Origin of the sequence: Aequoribacter fuscus, assembly GCF_009910365.1 — a bacterium.
GTDB lineage: Bacteria > Pseudomonadota > Gammaproteobacteria > Pseudomonadales > Halieaceae > Aequoribacter > Aequoribacter fuscus.
In genome coordinates, this window is sequence record NZ_CP036423.1 from 2,566,479 (window position 1) to 2,585,339 (window position 18,861).

20 protein-coding genes are annotated in these 18,861 nt (G+C 52.3%); 6 read left to right on the forward strand and 14 right to left on the reverse strand.

Annotated features, from left to right (window positions below; translation table 11 throughout):
* Positions 1–116: 116 nt before the first annotated feature.
* The 12 genes from EYZ66_RS11600 to EYZ66_RS11655 form a co-directional block, all read right to left on the reverse strand.
* Complete coding sequence (locus tag EYZ66_RS11600; protein ID WP_009576449.1) at positions 117–512, reverse strand: type II toxin-antitoxin system death-on-curing family toxin; 396 nt, start codon at positions 510–512, stop codon at positions 117–119.
* Positions 512–682 (reverse strand): hypothetical protein, encoded by a 171-nt coding sequence (locus EYZ66_RS11605; protein WP_009576450.1) that lies wholly within the window; start codon positions 680–682, stop codon positions 512–514. The genes EYZ66_RS11600 and EYZ66_RS11605 overlap by 1 nt, the downstream gene beginning before the upstream one ends.
* 280 nt (positions 683–962) lie before the next feature.
* Positions 963–1,091: a hypothetical protein gene (locus EYZ66_RS14300; protein ID WP_009576451.1), complete on the reverse strand. Its 129-nt coding sequence runs from the start codon at positions 1,089–1,091 to the stop codon at positions 963–965.
* Between the two features lie 7 nt (positions 1,092–1,098).
* Positions 1,099–1,428 carry a MarR family EPS-associated transcriptional regulator gene (locus EYZ66_RS11615; protein ID WP_040816929.1) on the reverse strand — a complete coding sequence of 110 codons (330 nt, stop codon included), beginning with the start codon at positions 1,426–1,428 and terminating at the stop codon, positions 1,099–1,101.
* A 292-nt stretch (positions 1,429–1,720) separates the two neighbouring features.
* Positions 1,721–2,197, reverse strand: a complete 477-nt coding sequence (locus EYZ66_RS11620) for a hypothetical protein (protein WP_040816930.1) — start codon at positions 2,195–2,197, stop codon at positions 1,721–1,723.
* Positions 2,198–2,285: 88 nt separating this feature from the next.
* On the reverse strand, positions 2,286–3,254 hold the full coding sequence (locus tag EYZ66_RS11625; protein ID WP_009576454.1) for a Wzz/FepE/Etk N-terminal domain-containing protein: 969 nt from the start codon (positions 3,252–3,254) through the stop codon (positions 2,286–2,288).
* 1 nt (position 3,255) lies between these two features.
* Positions 3,256–5,868: an SLBB domain-containing protein gene (locus tag EYZ66_RS11630; protein WP_009576455.1), complete on the reverse strand. Its 2,613-nt coding sequence runs from the start codon at positions 5,866–5,868 to the stop codon at positions 3,256–3,258.
* A 2-nt stretch (positions 5,869–5,870) separates the two neighbouring features.
* Positions 5,871–6,383 (reverse strand): hypothetical protein, encoded by a 513-nt coding sequence (locus EYZ66_RS11635; protein ID WP_009576456.1) that lies wholly within the window; start codon positions 6,381–6,383, stop codon positions 5,871–5,873.
* A 5-nt stretch (positions 6,384–6,388) separates the two neighbouring features.
* Entirely contained in the window at positions 6,389–8,440 is a 2,052-nt protein-coding gene (locus EYZ66_RS11640) for a YjbH domain-containing protein (protein ID WP_160195679.1), read from the reverse strand.
* Between the two features lie 79 nt (positions 8,441–8,519).
* Complete coding sequence (locus tag EYZ66_RS11645) at positions 8,520–9,134, reverse strand: hypothetical protein (protein WP_160195680.1); 615 nt, start codon at positions 9,132–9,134, stop codon at positions 8,520–8,522.
* A 160-nt stretch (positions 9,135–9,294) separates the two neighbouring features.
* Positions 9,295–10,401, reverse strand: a complete 1,107-nt coding sequence (locus tag EYZ66_RS11650; RefSeq protein ID WP_009575162.1) for a glycosyltransferase family 4 protein — start codon at positions 10,399–10,401, stop codon at positions 9,295–9,297.
* Positions 10,398–12,293, reverse strand: a complete 1,896-nt coding sequence (locus EYZ66_RS11655) for a hypothetical protein (protein WP_040816241.1) — start codon at positions 12,291–12,293, stop codon at positions 10,398–10,400. The genes EYZ66_RS11650 and EYZ66_RS11655 overlap by 4 nt, the downstream gene beginning before the upstream one ends.
* 206 nt (positions 12,294–12,499) lie before the next feature.
* On the opposite strand from EYZ66_RS11655, the gene EYZ66_RS11660 reads away from it, so the two are divergent.
* Complete coding sequence (locus EYZ66_RS11660) at positions 12,500–13,438, forward strand: patatin-like phospholipase family protein (RefSeq protein ID WP_009575164.1); 939 nt, start codon at positions 12,500–12,502, stop codon at positions 13,436–13,438.
* A gap of 27 nt (positions 13,439–13,465) precedes the next feature.
* Here EYZ66_RS11660 and EYZ66_RS11665 read toward each other — a convergent pair whose 3' ends face one another.
* Positions 13,466–14,185: a type III pantothenate kinase gene (locus tag EYZ66_RS11665; protein ID WP_009575165.1), complete on the reverse strand. Its 720-nt coding sequence runs from the start codon at positions 14,183–14,185 to the stop codon at positions 13,466–13,468.
* 245 nt (positions 14,186–14,430) lie between these two features.
* On the opposite strand from EYZ66_RS11665, the gene EYZ66_RS11670 reads away from it, so the two are divergent.
* The 4 genes from EYZ66_RS11670 (at position 14,431) to EYZ66_RS11685 (ending at position 17,351) form a co-directional block, all read left to right on the forward strand.
* Positions 14,431–14,946, forward strand: coding sequence for a DedA family protein (locus EYZ66_RS11670; protein ID WP_235714685.1), 516 nt, complete (start codon positions 14,431–14,433; stop codon positions 14,944–14,946).
* A 119-nt stretch (positions 14,947–15,065) separates the two neighbouring features.
* Positions 15,066–15,422 (forward strand): gluconate 2-dehydrogenase subunit 3 family protein, encoded by a 357-nt coding sequence (locus EYZ66_RS14360; protein WP_009575168.1) that lies wholly within the window; start codon positions 15,066–15,068, stop codon positions 15,420–15,422.
* Positions 15,352–15,660 carry a gluconate 2-dehydrogenase subunit 3 family protein gene (locus EYZ66_RS14365; RefSeq protein WP_083814346.1) on the forward strand — a complete coding sequence of 103 codons (309 nt, stop codon included), beginning with the start codon at positions 15,352–15,354 and terminating at the stop codon, positions 15,658–15,660. Before EYZ66_RS14360 ends, EYZ66_RS14365 begins: the two co-directional genes overlap by 71 nt.
* Before the next feature lie 8 nt (positions 15,661–15,668).
* Positions 15,669–17,351 (forward strand): GMC oxidoreductase, encoded by a 1,683-nt coding sequence (locus EYZ66_RS11685; protein ID WP_009575170.1) that lies wholly within the window; start codon positions 15,669–15,671, stop codon positions 17,349–17,351.
* 53 nt (positions 17,352–17,404) lie between these two features.
* Here EYZ66_RS11685 and nei read toward each other — a convergent pair whose 3' ends face one another.
* Positions 17,405–18,232, reverse strand: coding sequence for an endonuclease VIII (gene nei, locus EYZ66_RS11690; protein ID WP_009575171.1), 828 nt, complete (start codon positions 18,230–18,232; stop codon positions 17,405–17,407).
* Between the two features lie 214 nt (positions 18,233–18,446).
* Between nei and EYZ66_RS11695 the strand changes: the two genes are divergently transcribed.
* The gene (locus tag EYZ66_RS11695; RefSeq protein ID WP_009575172.1) at positions 18,447–18,857 is read left to right on the forward strand and encodes a PaaI family thioesterase; all 411 of its coding nucleotides are present in this window, start codon (positions 18,447–18,449) and stop codon (positions 18,855–18,857) included.
* Positions 18,858–18,861: the final 4 nt, after the last annotated feature.

An 18,861-nucleotide genomic window follows, 5' to 3' on the forward strand; every position in this document is an offset into this window, starting at 1 on the left:
ATTTTTATGAAGTAACATTCATTAATCTCAACACATAAGAGCACTTATCACTAAAAGCGCCCTAGCCTATCTGAGTGACCATTTACCTTGCTGCCAACAACCGGCGAGAGAAAAGCCTACTCGCCGAGATCCTTGGCATATTGAGCGTAAAGGATGTCCGCAAAATCTGTCTCAGTCAGAACTTCAAGCACAAGATCTCTCACTGCGTCAGCTAACAGATCATTGTCATCGGATAAATCAAAATCACTGAGGGAAAGAAACTCTAAAGCGACGGCAAGGGCTGTGCGTTTGTTGGCGTCTGACAATGCATGTGCTACAGCAATACTTGACGCGTATTTAGCCGCAATCTCAAAAACATCCTCCAGACCTTCATACCATATCGCGTTATCAATCCGAGAGAGCGCACCCTGCAACTTACCCAAATCAGGAGCCCCTTTGAACCCAGCTTCGGTTTTTAGTATCTGCTCATTGATGTCGACGACACGCTCGAGCGGAAACCGAATCAGCTGCATTACATGTCAGCCAATTTCGCGAATGTATTCTTGTGAACCTGCATGACGAGCTTGGTTTTAGAGCGAACAATCTCTTTGCCCGCTGGGCCCGACAAATCGAGCTCCCGCACAAGCTTTACCTTGGGTCTTGCAACGGGCTTCAAACCATATTTCTCGACGATTTTGTTCATACCCACCTCCTGAGCCGACATCCTGCCAAGCGAAATAGTGCCAATGCTTCGCTCTTGAATTATTGCACGGATCCCGATCCAGTCATATCTGTTAATGAGTCGTTCCACTCGGCATCAAGATTTTGTCTGAGCGTACGCCTCGCATACGCCTTCAACTCGTCCCGCCTAGCATCGGTCATTACTGACTCATACTTGCCATTCTCGACAGCCTCCAAAAGCTCAGGCTCTTCTGGTTCAAGTTCGACGTGATTTTTTCGCGCATTCTTTACGCGCCCGCTAACTACCAATCCAACTCGGTTGCGCAATCTTCAAGGTCTTCATCCATACCCTCAATGATCGAATCACGCATCCCAGGCACAGACAAAAAGTACAGAGTCTCAGCTTCTGCTTCGCTAAGCCCTTTGTCCATTGTTCACCTACCGCCCATCAGCCGCAAGCTCCGCCTGCAGCTGCTCGATCTCGGCCTTCAGCGCATCGTACTCGTCCATCTTGCGACGCAAGAACCTAGCGGTCAACGCGGCCTTCTCAGCAATGCCTTTTGGTGTTAGCAAGTAAGCGTAAACGCGTTTATCTTCGTTACGCGCAAAGTTACCGGCTTTAATCCAGCCGATATCAATTAAAGCCTTAACACAATAATTCACCCCACCCAAAGACACACCTAAGTGCTTGGCCAGGTCGCGCTGCGACATATTGGAGTTTGACTCCAGCGTTCGCATGACGCGGAGCTTGAGTTCGTCTTGTGACATGATTTTGTTTCAGGCAGGCTACCGCACGGCATGCATACCGTGCTTGATGTTCATAACGTGAACAGTATGCCCGATCGATATTAAAAATTCATTACTGGCGCTGGGTTTTTAGATTACGGTTTGGTTAGATTTGGTGGGGCGGTGCGCCACCACATGGTGGAAAGCGGCTTGATCCGCGAAGTTTACCAATAGAATTTCATGAACTGGGCCGCTAGTGCACACGCGTTACCGCGGACGCGATATCATACTATTGCGTCACGCCTGAGAGAAGCTAGGCTTTCAGGAAGCACAATCAACGTGTGGGCGCTTGGTATCCATCGAAAGGAGACTGAGACTGAATCGCATTAGGATGGTGTACAGATATCGTCACGTCTGTTTCGCGACCCCCAAACATCGAGACACCCTCTAAAAAAGAATTCCTGAAGATTTCAATGGTGGCAACGCGACTCTCTTTTTCAAACACCAAGATGATTTGGTCAGATACCGTTGATGCCGTCATCGTCCAACCCGACCCAACCGTACTTGTAGAAAAGTACTTAAGCAGCTCAGCTGGACTCTGTCCAGCGCTTAGCGCTATTCTGCCCGCCCAACCGGCACCTGTACCCAAAATGACGGTCTGGCTTTTTTGGATTTCTGAAGACTCAGGTAGCGGCAAATCGTAGAGTAAGTAAGAGATGATTAATTTAGTGTCGTCTTGGTAACGGTCACTGAACGTACTACACCCTGTCAGCACCCCAAGTAGCAGTATCACTGCACATGCTCTGATCATCACATCCACCTCTTTGATAGTACTCACACTTTATGGGACTGATCAAAGGCATTCAATTGGCAAATAATGAATCTTGAACAGAGTGCTGCTAATCCGACCTTGCCTCTGAGAACGCATAATGACGAACCAACACAATCAACACACCCAGCATGCCGCCCAGCATGGTGCCTAATACACAAATTAATGCGCGCTTGGGCTTCGACTTTTCTTCCGGGACAACGGCAGGGTCAATCGTTTTAAATACATATTCCGGGCGCACCTCCGCCAGCATAATCGTCTCGGTTTGGCTTTGAATGAGCTCAAAAAACATGGTTTGAAGCTCTGCTAGCGACGTATTGCTTATCTGTTCTTTGAGGTACTCGATCGATCGTTTGGCCTCGGCTACGTCTTGATCTTTAACGGCTTGATTGATGTCGTCTACCAACCAGCTTACCCACTGCTGCGCAACGTAGGGCGATTGATGCTCGATGCTTACAGTAACAAAGGCTGTTTCTTTGTCTTCTGACACACTGAGTATGTCAGTGAAGGCGTTGTAAGCCTCTTGCATAGAAGGCTCAGCTTGTTTGGGTGGCGCAACGTCACGCACCCACACGTTACCCTTAACGTCGTATAGCTCGGTGTCGTACTCTATGGCATTAGCGCTGGCGTCCCAGGCTTTTGTTGCCATTAAATCGGGTAAGATATTTCGACGCCGGATAAAATCCGACAAAAATGCGCGCGATTTAAGCAACTCTTTCGCTAAGCCTGATTTACTCGAATCACCGCCACCGGGTAAAGATATACCAGCAAGACTCGCTAAGCCACCGTACTGCTTCATTAAAGAGCTCATACCGCTTGTACTCTCTGCTGGAGCCAACAACGCGCTCGAAGTGTAGATATTGGGCATTATCAGTGCCACGACTACCGCAATAACGCCAGCCAGGGCAGTAATAGCGGAAATAACCCATTTACCAGCCCACAACACCATGAACAGTTCTTTTAAATCGATTTCGTCATCGGCCACAAAAGGGTATTGCGGGGTCACAGGCGCGTTTTGATTTTGCACAGGTTCATTCATGTTATAACCCCGCCACTGCAGCCACTGAAACAAGCGACTGATACACGATTTGCGTAATTTCTCGCCAGCTCGCTAAACGCTCTTTGTACTGAGTGTTCACAGGCACGACAATGGTATCACCGGGCTGGATTTGATTGGATGTGCCGCTAAAGCGCCACCAGTTAGTCTCAAGCGTTTGCACAGTACCATTGGCTCGCACGATGTACATGGCTTTGTCGTCGGCACGCGCAGACAAACCCGCAGATAAGCTCAAGTAATCTTGAAGAGCATATTGATTCTGAAATATATGAGAACCAGGCTGCTGAACCTCACCAACCACCGTCACCGTGCGGTTGCGTTTGGGGATGACCAACGCGTCTCCGTCGGTCAATTCAATATCAGCTAAGGGATCACCCGCTAGCGCTGCAGGCACATCGACCAGCAAACGCCCTTGCCCCTCGAACGTCTCTAGCGCTTGGGTTATTTGAGTAACATCAGCTAAGGTACTGCCCACCGTCTCTTCGGTAAGCAAGCGCGTGGCGAAGGTTTTACGAATATCAGCTGCAAAAAGCATGGCTCGCTCAGACTCTTTTCGCGCCACATCCTCACGGGTAAATACCGCTCCTTCAGGAAAAGCTTCTTCAGTAAACCCACCGGCCCGGGCAATGACGCTACTCAGTCGCTCACCTTTTTGAACTAAATATTCTCCAGGAAACACCACTTCTCCACTTATTGTGATCGAATCTTGAGGGCTCCAGTCCGGTATATCTCTGACGGTAAGATGATCGCGACTCTGCAGTAGCGAGCTTGTTTCTGGATCCAGTTCGCGAACCAGTGAAACTTCTCTGTATGTCGCGATCAAGCTTCCCCGCGATCGCTCACGCAAAGTCCTTAGCTCAGCCGCAGACAAATAAGCAGAGTCTTTTAAGCCCCCTCCTGCTTTAACTAAGTCAGCCAGCTTAGCGCCTGAGACCAACGGGTACGATCCAGGTGCACGCACGGCACCCGATATTGTGACAATTTGGACTGGCTCACCCTGTCGTGCCTGGGCAGTCAATTTAGCTAAAATCGGTTGCAACAAGATTTCACGACTATACTCCCTGGGATCATCACCCTCGGTCGTTTCATCCATCGAGGAATCTTTGCGCGCTTGTGCAAAATCGACCCGATCGGCACTCATTTCGTCGTCGGAAAGTTTTACAGCGCGGCGGCTTTTAGCTTCCGTCACCTTTGACTTTTGCAGCGTGTCTTCCTCGGCAAACGGCAACGAAAATACGATGAGCTGGTCGTACTCACGCAATTCAGGGTCAGAATTTGAGCCCGGGCTAGCGATGGCGTCCGCCAAGCTAAATTGAGTCACTGAGATGTCAAGCAACGTGTTTTTATAGCTGATAATAAGCGCATATTCTAAATCAGCGGTACGATGCAAATCGGATCTGGCATCCTCAATTAAATCGGACACCCTCAATCCTGGTTTCCAGCCGTAGGTACCGGGACGATGCACTGCGCCTTTAAGCTCTACCATACTGGCTAGCTGTCCGCTGGTTTTAGGGACTCGAATCTGATCTCCGTTTTCTACTGCCAAAGTCTTACTACCGGCTTGGGTTAAATCCAAATTCAAAGCCGCAGGCAAACCACCCGCATCCGACAGGCGAGTCAAAATCGCAGCATTAGGATACGCCTGCTGAGTGAACCCCCCCGCCATAGACACCAGGTCCTGCACGGTCTCGGTACCCTGCACCTCGTACACCATGGGGCGCTTAACTTCGCCAAGCACCTCAACCGATCCAGCGTAAGGGGGCACGAATACCACGTCGCCCGACTGTAGACGAATATCGCCAGAGGCGTCGCCCCGCAGCAGTAAATCGTAGGCATCAAATGTCGCAACTATCTGACTGTGACGCTTAACCTGTATATTGCGAAGGCTACCTATATCTGACACACCACCGGCTTGAAACAAGGCCTGCGTTACGGTCGTTAATGCGCTAACCGAATACGCACCCGGTACAGATACCTCACCCGCCATAAATATCCCAATGGCCCTTAGACGCCCCATACTGACAACAGCTTCAACCCCTATAAGCTGCTGTGCGACACGTGTTTTAATAATCGCTCGAGCATCTTCAAACGTTAATCCCGCCAGCGTAACCGAACCCAGCTTAGGAAAAATCACATCGCCATTTCGGCCCACCTGAAGCACAAACTCTTCGTTTTCTTTGCCGAACAACTGCACCGTTAACTGGTCGCCCACCCCTAACCGGTAAGACTCCGGTACGGGTGCGTCATCCGTCGGCGCAAAGGTCGACACCTTACGATTGAATAAATCACGCCCATACCGGGCGGGTGCACCGTCGTCCTCGTCCACACTCTCTGGCTCTGCTATCCAGTATTCTTCTCGAGGTCGGGGATTATCAATCGGCATGATCGACTCCCCCTGCGCACCCAGGGTATCGATAGTTGTGGCCGAAGGCGTGTTAGGAAGGGTAATGCCGTATTGTTTTGCTAACGCTTGTTGTTGGGCTGGCGGCAAAGCCTGCAGTTGCTGCAACATCTGCGGTGTTACCCCCGCCGGCAGGCCCTGCGCCGTAGCGTGAGCTGTAAACACAATAGCAAAAACACCTATCCACTTCCGCATAATCATTCCTGTTGCTGCTTTGTAAGTATGAGTCGAGTGCCGTCAGCACTAACGACTTGATCAATTTTAACAATGCGCCCGATATCATCGAGCGTAATTTCATTATTATAATAAAACTCAGATTCGCATTGCTGAACCCACTTTGCAAGTGGCGCGTTACGGTATATCCAATCGCTGCACCTATGGACCTGCGCGGTACCCAAACCCTCTTGATAAAGGCGCTCTTGGCCATCAGCGTCTATAATTAGGGTAGACGTTAAACCCAGCCCGACCACCGAACGTATCATCCAGCCATCAAACGCAATGGCGTCACCTCGCGAACCGGCAAAAACAATTAAGCCCTCACGATCGAGCGCCACTACACCCACATCAGTTCGTCCAAACTGTGCCCGCCAAAGATACTGTGCCTGCGCTGGTTCTTTAAAGCTGAGCAGTCCACGCAAGGTATTGAGCTGCGAAGAGTGAAAGGTGCAGCTAGTCAGCACCAGCGTAAATGCAGCTACAGCAAGTTTCATTATCCTCATGGCAGCATTCGCCCTACTGTTCCCACAAGCCCATCAAAGCGAGTATCGCGTAAGTCCCAGAACAAATTTCCTGAGTGATTTTCTAACCTTTGACCACCATCTCTCTGAATGGGGCGCATTCGAGTGCTGTAAGCCGAACGCGTATTACTGCCAAACAATCCATTCAGCGGGATTTTAAAGTAAAAACCCTTATCGAAACTACCCTCACCGAACGTATCAAAGGGCACATCAGTCAGAGTAGCCCAAAGACCCACCTGCCAACCGTTGTCGAACGTTCGCCTAAGCTCAAATGTAGCGCCCAAATCCTTGGCTAAATAACGACCGACATGCACGCCCGCATCGTAGTTGTAAAATGGCGAGGCCCAATAAGCGCTCACAAATCCCGTTGCCACCGAGTAATCAAGCAAATCCAAACTTTTATCAAAGGCGCGCTGACGCACGTAAGCGGCACTCAGGCCAAACGCAAGACGAGACTGCGCAGGCCAGTACAGCATTTCGCCCCCAATCCCCGAGTACATCTCCTCTAACACGCCGCCAAACAGTCGATAGTGCAGACTGGAACTCAAGCTGTCGCGTCCCTCTAGCATTAAAGAATCGAGCCCCGTCTCTCCTTCCGTTAAATACTTAACAATATCTGATCGAACTTTTGGTAAAACTGAATCGGAATTTTTACGGCGGCTTTCGTCAAATGTGTTGGTAATATCGACACCATACACACCCTTTAGTGCCCAGTGATTCGAAATTGCATACTCGGCGCCTATCTGCACATAAACTTGATATCGCGCGGGGTCATCTGGATCGAATAGCTGCAGTCGGTTATTCAGATCCGCTGTTATATTAATTTTTCCGGTAGTGAAGTCGGTTTGCTGACGCGGCCCAAGCAGATCTGCACCTCCCAACACCCGAATTTGACGCGATAAAGTGTCTTGGATGAGCGGCAAGGTAGATGGCCTGGGCACGACCACCGAAGAGGCTCTATGACCACCGTCTTCAGCAATTAAGTACAGCTTTTTCACGCTCGGAGGCAAATGCAGATCGGCCAAAGCAACGTGACGCGCAATCGCATCGGCCCAAAGCGGATAGATTTTATTACCCACAATTAACTCTGCCTGACTGCCATCGTCGCTCAGTCGACCCGCAACCAATAGTAAACCGGATCGCTCCACGTCATACAGCAATCGATCATACCAGCTGCGTTTGTTTATTTGAGGTGGCAATTGACTCTGCGGCAGGTCTCGACTCGAGATAAATTCGGGAGGCGCATATCTAGCAGGCCTGGCCTTGGTATCGAGCGCAGCGCTGAACGAGAAAGACACATTATCGCCATGCTGATGAGACACCCCCAGGGTAATGCCGGGCAGAGCTTCCCACTCTAAGCCATACGATACTGGGCTAGAGGGCGTATATGGACGAGCACCTGTGCGATTAAACTCGTACTGATCATCGTTATACTCAATCACGGCTTTAACGGGCAACGATTTAAACTGGTATGCCAAACCAACAAACAACCCTACGTTAGGACCAGAAAAAAAGTTATCAAAAGAAAACTCACCGCCGCTACCCGTAAAAGCGGTTCTTTGTTTAAAGCGATCGCTGACGTAACCCAAAGGATTCGTTATATTCTGCTGCCCAGCTAAACGGCCCCATGCCATACCGAGCGTAGCATCCCATTGCCCCATACCTTTGGAGGCCACCACATACTCCGACCCAAAAACCCCGGTTCCCACTGCGTCGCGAATGCCCACACTCACCTGAGGAAGCAACAACTGCTCTTGCCAAAGCCGGGCTTTAATCTCGTAGTTTCGATCCCAGTAAAAAAAATCGTTAAAACCCGTATATCGGAACGTCGCCTCTAACCAAGGGGTCGCCTGGTAGGTAAACATGTAAGATTTGTGCAGTCCATCCCACGCGCCTGTTACGGTGAACGTACCATCAGGCGCCATGCGGGCCGACGGAATATCGATAAGTCCTGTCGTACCGTAATCAGAAGCATGCGAACCCGCAGCTAAAAGGGTGAGCCCTATCGCGCAACAGAATGTTTTTTTCACCAGCACATCACGACTAAAAAAACTGACCCTAAACGAAACAGGGCACCTGAGTGCCCTGCTGCATGCCCTACTGTGGTTTTTAACCACCCGTGCCTGTAGTACCTGTAGTACCTGTAGTACCTGTAGTACCTGTAGTACCTGTAGTACCTGTAGTACCTGTAGTACCTGTAGTACCTGTAGTACCTGTAGTACCTGTAGTACCTGTAGTACCTGTAGTACCTGTAGTACCTGTAGTACCTGTAGTCTCGCCGTCAGTTGTGCCACCGTCAGTTGTGCCACCGTCGGTTGTGCCACCGTCAGTTGTGCCACCGTCAGTTGTGCCACCGTCAGTTGTGCCACCGTCAGTTGTGCCACCGTCAGTTGTGCCACCGTCGGTTGTGCCACCACCCGGAGCTTTATTGTCTTGCGCCGCGTTTACGGCCGCCGCTACCGCCGCCAAACCTGCAACACCCACAGCAACCGCCGTTGCAACGGACATACCCGCAACAGCACCCCCAGCCGCACCTGCCGTGCCTGCCGTGCCTGCACTTCCGGCCGTACTACTTGAAGATCCCGCCTCTGTGCCCGCAGTATTACTACCCTCTGCCGGCGCCGACGAACCAGATGAAGGAGCCTGTGGTTCTTGCGCAACTGCGCCTACTGGCCCAATGGCTAGCAAGGCAGAAAGAACTATCGCGATGTTTTTCTGTTTCATTGTGACACCCAATCCTTTTTTGCGTCTTTACAAAGTTTAAATATTAGGAAGCGTAGTTTACACCACTTCACGCCAAATACCAAAGGCCGAACATTAACACTATTTAACCCCAAAATAGGCATTCGTTGAAAAATGAGCTGACTTTAGGCTAACCATAAGCTCATAGACCACTCTTTGGCTGAATAACACACACTCGACGGCTTAGTACTCGCCAACTCGACAAGTACAGCATCCATAACACCATGTACCCACAAATCCACTCTGATGTGCTCTTCAGTCCCACCCATTGAAACAAAGCAAAAGGTATGCCACAAAAAACGATAGCAATACCGACACCGGTTAATGTATTGGCCTGGCGAGGGTAAACACCGGGGCGGCTCAAAAAAGCAAACACCAAATTGTGCAAGTGTTCATTGTCTGCTGCAAACGGAGATCGGCCGCTCATCACTCGGCGCGCCATGCTAAAAAGCAGATCAGCCACAGGGTAAAAGATTAAAGCCAGTAAATACCAAACAGAGACGCCCCCAGAATTTGACACCACAATTAAGCAAAACCCCACTATCGCACCCAATAAATAGGCGCCGCCATCGCCTAAAAAGAAACGCCCAGTCGCCAAGTTGTAAATCAAGAATAAAGCGCAAGCTATGGCTATCGAATATAAAAAACCCTGTAACTCAGATGGCGCGACACCAGCTAGCGCTAGGGTCACGGTAAAGGCAACACCAGACACCAGCCCATTTGCCCCGTCGGCGGTGTTAAATGCATTAGGCAAAAAACCCAAACAAAGCGCCGTAAACGCACCGGCCAACACGGTGTTGCGCAGTAACCAACCGTCGATAAACCCTATACCTACGGGCAATAGCCTAAACTCAGGCCAAATCAGCAGAGTAGCACCGGCAAAGCCCAGCATAGTCAGAAATCGAAATCGAGCGCTCAGTAAGCCGTACCAATCCTCGAACAACCCCACCAAAAAAAACGGCAAAGACCCCAACAAAATGGCGGCCGTTGTATGGTTTACTGCATTGGTCCCTAACGACAGACCCTGAAAGCCCAGATTGAGACCCAAATACGCGGCAATCATCACGCCACCAATTCGGGTGGATTCGATCTGAGAAAGTCCATGTTTGTTTGCCGAATCGGCACCGCCAAAATTCAAAAGATAGTGGCATATTAAAATCGCAAGTAGGCCCGAAATACCCGCCAATACAGTGCCGATAACGAGTAAGAGCAACGATCGCCCAACACTCAAGCCTAAACGGTCATTCACGGGATACTGCTCCTCACGTTATCCGGTTGGGTTGCTAACATGGCTTTTTGCACGGCATTTTCACTCAGGCGATGTTTGTCTAAACAGTGATGCCGCCACAGCAACTGATACGCCACTTCACCTTGCTCACCCATAGGAGGTGTTCGCTCGAGCACATAATAGATATTAAACGCTTCAAGTGTGGGCCATGGTGGCGCAAGCTCGCCCTGTTCTGGTGCGCTTTCGGGCCCCACCAGCGCATTCCAGCGCGCGCACGCGGCAGAGGCGTATCGACCCATCTCATCGGTATAGCCCGATCGTTTCATTCTGGCCAAGTACTTACGCCATCGATAATTTTGGGCCTGTTCAGGTACAAATGAACGCGGCTTGTCAGTGACTGGTGGGGTCAATTGCCACCGCAAAACATCGACCAACGCGCCATCATCCGTCAAACCTACCATTAAAAACCAACCGTCGTTTTTTTGCGGATACGGTGCAAACATATTCCACAATTGATCTAGACGCGCCGTTTGCACCAAGGGCTGCGACCACTGATAAAACTGCGAGACCCCCTTTAGCCAGCTTTCAGACAGCTTCGCTTTAGCCTCATTCGGCAAAGCCGACACGTTGCCAGCCAGAACCACGGCCGCAGCAATGAGTGCAGCACTTTGCCGAATCCGGCCGGGTCTGGGCATCTCGTCGCGCCACGGCATGGCTACTGACGTTAGACGCCCAAAGGCTCCCCGGTTATGGCCAATCCACGTGTAGATTGAGTCCCCCACCACACCCACTGCCGACAAGGGATAGGCAATCCAGGTAAAACGCCCGCCACGACGAACGCATTCCACCAGAGCGGCCCAGCGCAGGTATCGATTGCCCTCTACTTCCAGCACCCAACTAAACTCTTGCTCTAATATTGTGCCCACTTCGGGCGTGTCTTGAGCGGGCTCGACGCGAGCATTTAATGCAAACACTGATCGAATCAACACACAGGTTTTGTGGCAAAACACACAGGTTTTGTCGTAATACATAACCATGGGAGCGTGTGGTTTAGGCGCAAAAACGCGAGCCAGATAATCCCAGATTTGCGTCGGCAATAAGACCAACAGCGACGCGATTGAGATAAAAGGAAACAGCCCCACATTCAAATTGAACAAAAATCCAATTTCCAGAGTGATGAAGCAGAAAGCTGCCAAGCCTCGCGCCCACGCATTAAACCAAGGCGACAGTGCCACGATGGGGCCCAATAACTCCAACCACCAAACATAATGTGTTAGGGGTACCGTCAGCCAGTGCCAGTCGCGCCAATAAGGTGCCAGAAGGTGCGCCACCTGATCATTGTGCAGCGCATAATAAATAGCAGTTCCGTCAACTGTCCATTCACTACCATTTTTTAGAAACGCGGAAAAGAAATACACAGACAAAATCTGCAGCACTAATGCCACACTACCACCGCCGACGTAGCGTTGCTCTAAGCTCGGCTTGGCAACCATGGTGGCGTCCACCGACAGTCGTTCTCCCCAAGGTAAAAACAAGCCCCAAAACAGCAGCAGAATCAACAAATTGTCGCCGCCCTGAAGCAAAATAGGATTGCGGTTGTGAAGCGACACTAGCAATACAAACGCAAAGAAAGTGACCCAGCGAGTTCGCACGCCTGCAATCAGCAGCAATGCCACGGCAATATTGGCAGCAAACAAGGTGTGCACCCACCAGAGTCCGTCGGCCAACCAATACAGCGAGAACCGCCAGTCACTGGCGGCGGCCTTAGAGGCAGCGACCGAGTAGGCGCCGTAATCCGACATAAACCAGCCAATATCACTCCACCGAATGAGCAAATCGGCAATCAGCAGTGTGCCCACGGCAATGCGAAGCGCGGCCAGAGCACGAATATCTACGGCAAACGGGTTTTGCAAATCACCCCCCAAATACTTATCGCGGGTAGTCTAACCAATAGCGTAGCCAAGAAAAGCCCCAAAACATTACCAAACGGTTAGACTTTGACGCAAATCACACAAAATAGATAGGCTTGGTCGGCTCATTCGTCTTGAATGGCCATCTCTCTGCCGTTTTTTTACCCAAACCTATATTTAAACCGCAATCGTGCGCGTATTATTCCGACATGAAACGCATTCTCTCCATCGACGGCGGCGGCATTCGCGGCATTATTCCAGCCTTGGTCTTGGCACACCTCGAAGACACCACAGGCAAACCGGTAGCCGACTTATTTGATCTAGTGGTGGGCACCAGCACCGGCGGCATACTGGCGTGCGCATTGACCCGCGCGGGCCCTTTGCGGCGGCCACTGTACAGCGCACACGACCTGGTCGAGCTGTACCGCGAACGCGGGCACGATGTGTTCAACGGCTCGGTGTGGCAGCGTATAAGCACCTTGGGCGGCGTACTCGATGAAATGTACGACCACAAAGGGCTCGAGGGCGTCCTGCACCACTACTTGGGCGACTCGCTACTGTGCCAAGCGCTTGCGCCCACCATGGTCACGGCCTACGACATTGAGCGGCGCGAGACCATCTTCTTTAAAAGCTGGCGCGAGCGCTTTAACCACATTAACTGCGTACAGGCCTGCCGCGCCACCTCTGCAGCACCCACCTACTTTGAACCCGCGCTTGTCGATTTAGACGAACAGGAACGCGCACTGATAGACGGCGGCGTGTTCATAAACAGCCCGTCGGTATCGGCTTACGCCGAGGCTTTAAAACTGTTCCCCGGCGAGGAGTTTCAAATGCTCAGCCTAGGCACGGGCGAACTGACCCGCAAAATCCCGATTGAAGATAGCCGTACTTGGGGGAAGGCTGGCTGGCTTATGCCGCTGCTGAGCTGTATGTTTGATGGCATGGCCGATGCGGCCGACCACCAAATGCGGCTGTTTTTAGGGAACAACTACCGGCGCTTACAGCTCAACTTAGCCGGCGCGAGCGACGATATGGACGACGCCTCACCTGAGAACATCAATGCACTTGCCGAACTGGCAAGAGATCTGATCGCCAAAGAGCACGAAACGCTAACGCAAATTAAATACTGGTTTCAGCCCGAGCTCTAGGTCAACCCTTACTGCGCGGCGCAGTTCCTAAGCCCTGCTTATGTGCATTCCTTTTAACACCAAATCGGGCTCATAATCCCCAAATTCGCCAAGTTGATCGCGCATCCACTGGCCCGCGCCACCCGTAAACACCCACTGTGCTTGCTGCAAATTGTGCCGATCACGAATCGATTCAATCGCACCGATTTGCGCATGCGCAATGCCAAAGCGCACGCACTCTGCCGTGCTTTGCCCAAGCGCGAGGGCATGTGCCACGGGGTCATCAAAACGCACCTTACCGGTGCTCGACAGCAGCGCTTTTTCACTGAGTGCCGCGCCGGGAATAATCACCCCCCCAAGGTGCTGACCGTTGGCCGCGACCACATCTAGGGTAAGGGCCGACCCTGCGTCGACCACCACCACGTGGGCCTGACGTGGATACCAGGCACCCAACATGGCCAGCCAGCGGTCTATGCCCATACGCTCTGGCTGGGCATACGAATTTTTTAAGCCCAAGTGCTCGGCGGGTGTGTGCAGCTGCACAATAGGTACGACATAGCGTGATTCCAACACAGCAACCAAGCCGTCAACAAGCTCTTGCTGAGCAACCGAGGCAAGCACCACACGGTCGATGAGCGGCGTATTGGGCAAGCCCTCCCAGAAGCTGGGTTCGGCAATGCCTTGCGCTTGGGTTTCGCCGGAAGACATTAGGCGCCACTTGGCGCGGCTGTTGCCTAAGTCGATGTGCAGTTCGGTTTGTGTGCTCACGGCATTGGGCTCGGATGTAAAACGTTATTATCGCTCATGCCTTGGTACAGTAAAAGTCAGAGTAAGAAGTGGCGTCGCATATAACACGCATCTTTAGCCCATATTGCCTGCCAATCGGCACTGCGAGCTATTATTTCGCCAAAAGAATAGCCTACTATACCAAGGCAACGTTAACGGCAACTAAACCAGCAAGGTTTTTGCCAGCCCTCGCCCGAGCCAAGCCAACAGTACTGAGGCCAACACCATTGAATGCCATAATCGATGAATTAACCCAACTCCTTGTCCAACTCGGACCATCCTGGGGCATGGGCTTTATTTTTGCGCTCGCCTTCATAGAGGCTTGCCCGGGGCTGGGCCTGTTCATCTCGGGCGTACTGCTATTAGCCACCGCAACGGCTTTATATACCAATGATGTGTTAAGCCTGCAGCAAATTACGATGTGTGCATTTACCGGAGCGATCATTGCCGACCACGTAGGCTATTACTTGGGCCGCTTTATCGGACCGCGGTTTCATCATTCAAACTTTGCGCAACGGCACGCTGAACGCATCGCGAAAACAGAGCGTTTGCTGCGCCGCTTTGGCCTAGCGGCAATACCCGTGGGCCGTTTAATTCCCGCGGTGCGCAGTATCACCCCCATGCTGCTGGGTTTAAGCGGCGTCTCGCGCCTACGCTTTAGCCTTATTGACCTACTGGCCTGTGCGTTTTGGGCAACGGCTTTGGGTGCGCTGGCAAGCGGCATAACACTCGCAATTGAATAAAACTGAGCTACACTAACAGTGCGTCAGTTGGCGTAAAGCCAAAGCCTGCGCTCACACGACAATACAACAATAAAACGCGCCCTCACCTTGAGCTGGCGCCAGCGATAGAGAGATGGAACATGTACCGCCGCGATGCGCTTAAACTGTGTCTAACGACTTTGGGGATAGCATTAAGTCCGTCCTTGCAGCGCGCCTTTGCCCAAGAGACCTCGTTGCACGACGCCACTGGGTCGATCTTGTCGGAGGTCCAACACAACACCTTGGCCGGTTTAGCCGAACTCATCATACCCACCACCGATACCCCCGGGGCAATCGCTGCCGGTGTACCCGAGTTTATCGCCCACCTGTATAGCCATTGGTTTACCGACAACGAACGAGAAACCCTGCGACAAGGTCTCGCCAGACTTGAGCAGCGCGCACAAGAGAGTCAGGGATGCCAGTTTTTTTCAAGCCAGCCAAGATTTTCAAATTGCTGAGTTAGCAGCAGAGGAAGCCGCGGCCCTGTCCTACGTATCGACTGCACCGGTCAAAGGCGTGGCTACGCGTGAGCACGACCCCAACGCACCTTTTTTTACCCGCCTCAAAGAGCTGGTAGTGCTTGGCTATTACACCTCCGAAATCGGCTGCAAACAGGAGCAAATCTACAGCCCCATGCACGGTAGTTACGAAGGTGAGCTACTCTATTCTGACTTTAATCGCCGCTTTAGCTCGTAGGATTCAGTATGCAAACCACAGATTTCGACGCGATTGTGATTGGCTCGGGTATCACGGGGGGCTGGGCCGCAAAAGAGCTGACCGAACAAGGCTTAAAAGTACTCATGGTCGATCGTGGCCAGATGATCGAGCACGGCAAAGACTACATTACCGAGCACCAACCGCCCTGGGCCGATGCCCTGCGCGGCAAACCCCTGCGCGATTTGTATCAACAAGACTACCCCGTGCAGAGTCGCAACTACTTGTTCGACGAAACCACTCGGCATTACTTTAACAACGACAAAGATAACCCCTACGCCAATCAAGACCAATTTACGTGGTTCCGCACCGATGTTGTGGGGGGGCGTTCCTTACTGTGGGGGCGTCAAGTCTATCGCTGGAGTGACTTGGATTTTGGCGCAAATCTGGCCGACGGGCACGGTATCGATTGGCCCATTCGCTACCAAGATATCGAGCCGTGGTATCGCAAGGTCGAGGAATTCATCGGCGTCAGCGGTCAAGCCGAGGGCCTCGCGCACTTACCCGACAGCGTATTTTTACCAGCCATGAGCATGAATGTGGTGGAAGAACACGCTAAAGCCAAAATTGAACAGCACTTTGATGATCGGATCATGACCATCGGTCGCGCTGCCGTGCTGACCCAGCCACACCTGGGACGTGGCGCTTGTCACTATTGCGGGCCGTGCCACCGCGGCTGTTCGGTGGGCGCGTATTTTTCGACCCAAAGCTCTACTCTGCCCGCAGCGCGCGCCACGGGCAACCTCACCCTGTTGGCCAATACCGCGGCAGAGCGCATTGACTATGACAGCAGCCTACAACGTGCCACGGGCGTTACTACAGTGAACACCCAAACGCTGGAGCGCAAACGCTTCAGTGCCAAGCTGATTTTTGTGTGCTCTTCTTCCATCGCGAGCGCCGCTTTATTGCTTAACTCTCGCTCCGAGGCCTTCCCCACCGGTCTGGCCAACCGCAGCGGCACCCTGGGCCACTACCTGATGGATCACACTTACCGCACCGGCGCTACCGGCGTGTTTACGCAGTTTAATGACTTTATTGATCGCGGTAATCGACCCAATGGCATTTATATTCCGCGCTTTCAAAACATCGGCAAACAAGATCGCGATTTTGTGCGCGGCTACAATTTCCAGGGTGCCGCCATGCGCATACCCCTGCAGGCTCAGGCCCTGTCGACTCCGGGATTCGGTGCAGACTACAAACACAGTTTACGCACGCCAGGGCCTTGGATCATGTATTTGATGGGGTTCGGTGAATGCCTACCGCGCTACGAAAACCGCATGGAATTACTGCATGACAAAACCGATCGACTCGGGCTACCGCAAATCCGGTTTCATTTTGAATGGAGCGATAACGAGCACAAGATTCGCGCTGACATCATGCGCGAAGCTCAGGCGATGCTCGAGGCCGCGGGTGCTGTGGCGATCAACCCCTTCAACTGGGTGGGGCTGGGCGGTGAAGCCATTCACGAAATGGGGACCGCGCGCATGGGTAAAGACCCGGCAAGCTCGGTACTGAACAAATGGAATCAGGCGCACGACGTGCCCAATGTGTTTGTCACCGACGGTGCGTGTATGACCTCATCATCCAGCGTTAACCCATCGCTGACGTACATGGCGCTGACGGCCCGGGCCGCGAACTATGCCGCGCAACAACTCGCAGAGGGGCTTCTGTAGTCCGCAATCAATAAGTGCTCGGTAAGCAACCTCAGTCGAGCCGCACTGGCCTGCTACGCCGGCACACCCTGACACATGGCGCAGTAGTACAGGCGCCGCCCCGAGAGGTCCACTTTCGTCACTTTGGTGCCGCACTCGTAACAAGGCCTACCTTGGCGCGCGAACACGTGATGGCGAAACTGACTTCGCTTCACGCCTTGTTCCTTAAGCAGCGCCACACGCTCAAGATCATTGGTAATGCCGGCTGTTTTATAGGCGCGCTTGCTAATGTCTAAGGTCGCCTCCCCCAACGCCATGCGCTGCGCTGGGCTTAAATCTTTGGGTCGAAGATTTGGGTTAACGCGTGCTTCAAACAAAATTTCAGACCGTAAGTAATTACCCACTCCGGCTAAAAACCCCTGATCTAAGTACAAGTGCGCCAGTTTGCGCCCCTGAAACTTGGCGTGCTCCAGTTGCTCGACAACGCGTTGCGGCACCAAGTCTTTGCTCAAAATATCAGGGCCAATGCGGGATAAAAATTTGTGCGTTATCAGCTCGTCAGCGGTTAGCACCTCGATATCCGAGGCACTGTACAACACAGCACTGTGAGTGGCCGTGTGCAAAGCCACACGCAAGGAGCGATTGGTTTTGGGCATGCGATCGCGTTTGACGACATACCAACGCCCGTACAGCTGATTGTGAGAATACAGCGTTAGATCATTGTCAAAGTGGGTCAGCAGCGCCTTGCCTCGAGTTTCGAGGTCAGTGACGCGCAAACCCGATAGCATGCCCTCGAATTCCTGCAGGCGCGGCAGGCCGAATTCAACGTGCTCGATCACGCGCCCGGCGACCACTTTGGCGATACGATCGGCGGCTCGGCGAATTTCGGGTCCTTCAGGCATAGCGTGTTTTCGTCATTGGTTAAGGCGAATGAATGGGGCGTAAGCAACGCTCTTAACCAATACGCAACAATCGCTGTTCTTGATTCATTTGCTCAGATATTCGTCCGCATTGATCGCTCACGAACCCCAATGGGTCGCGCGCGCCAGAGCAGAACGTGTGCTTTACACCAGGGTCACTTATACTTGGCGCCTGATTAACATCCACGGCGAGCGCATGACCCCTGTTTTTGAGCGAATTCTTGCAAGCTTTCGGCAACAAAGCTTTATGCAAACCCTTGGTGCACAGCTTACCGACGCCAAAGAGGGCGAAGTCAGCATCGAGCTGCCTTTTTCTGACGCTCTATGTCAGCAACAGGGTTTTTTGCATGCAGGCGTTGTGGCAACACTCGCCGATAACGTATGCGGCTATGCCGCACTGACTCAAACCCCCGACGGTGCCGATGTGGTCACTGCAGAATTCAAAATTAATTTTGTACGCCCCGCCATTGGTGAGCGACTCGTCGCCCAAGGCACCGTAGAGACGGTGGGCAAACGCTTGTGTGTCTGCCGCGGCGAGGTCAGCGCGATTTCACAAGGCACCCGCAAAACCGTGGCACTGGTGCAGGCCACCGTCGCTATTGTTTAAGGAC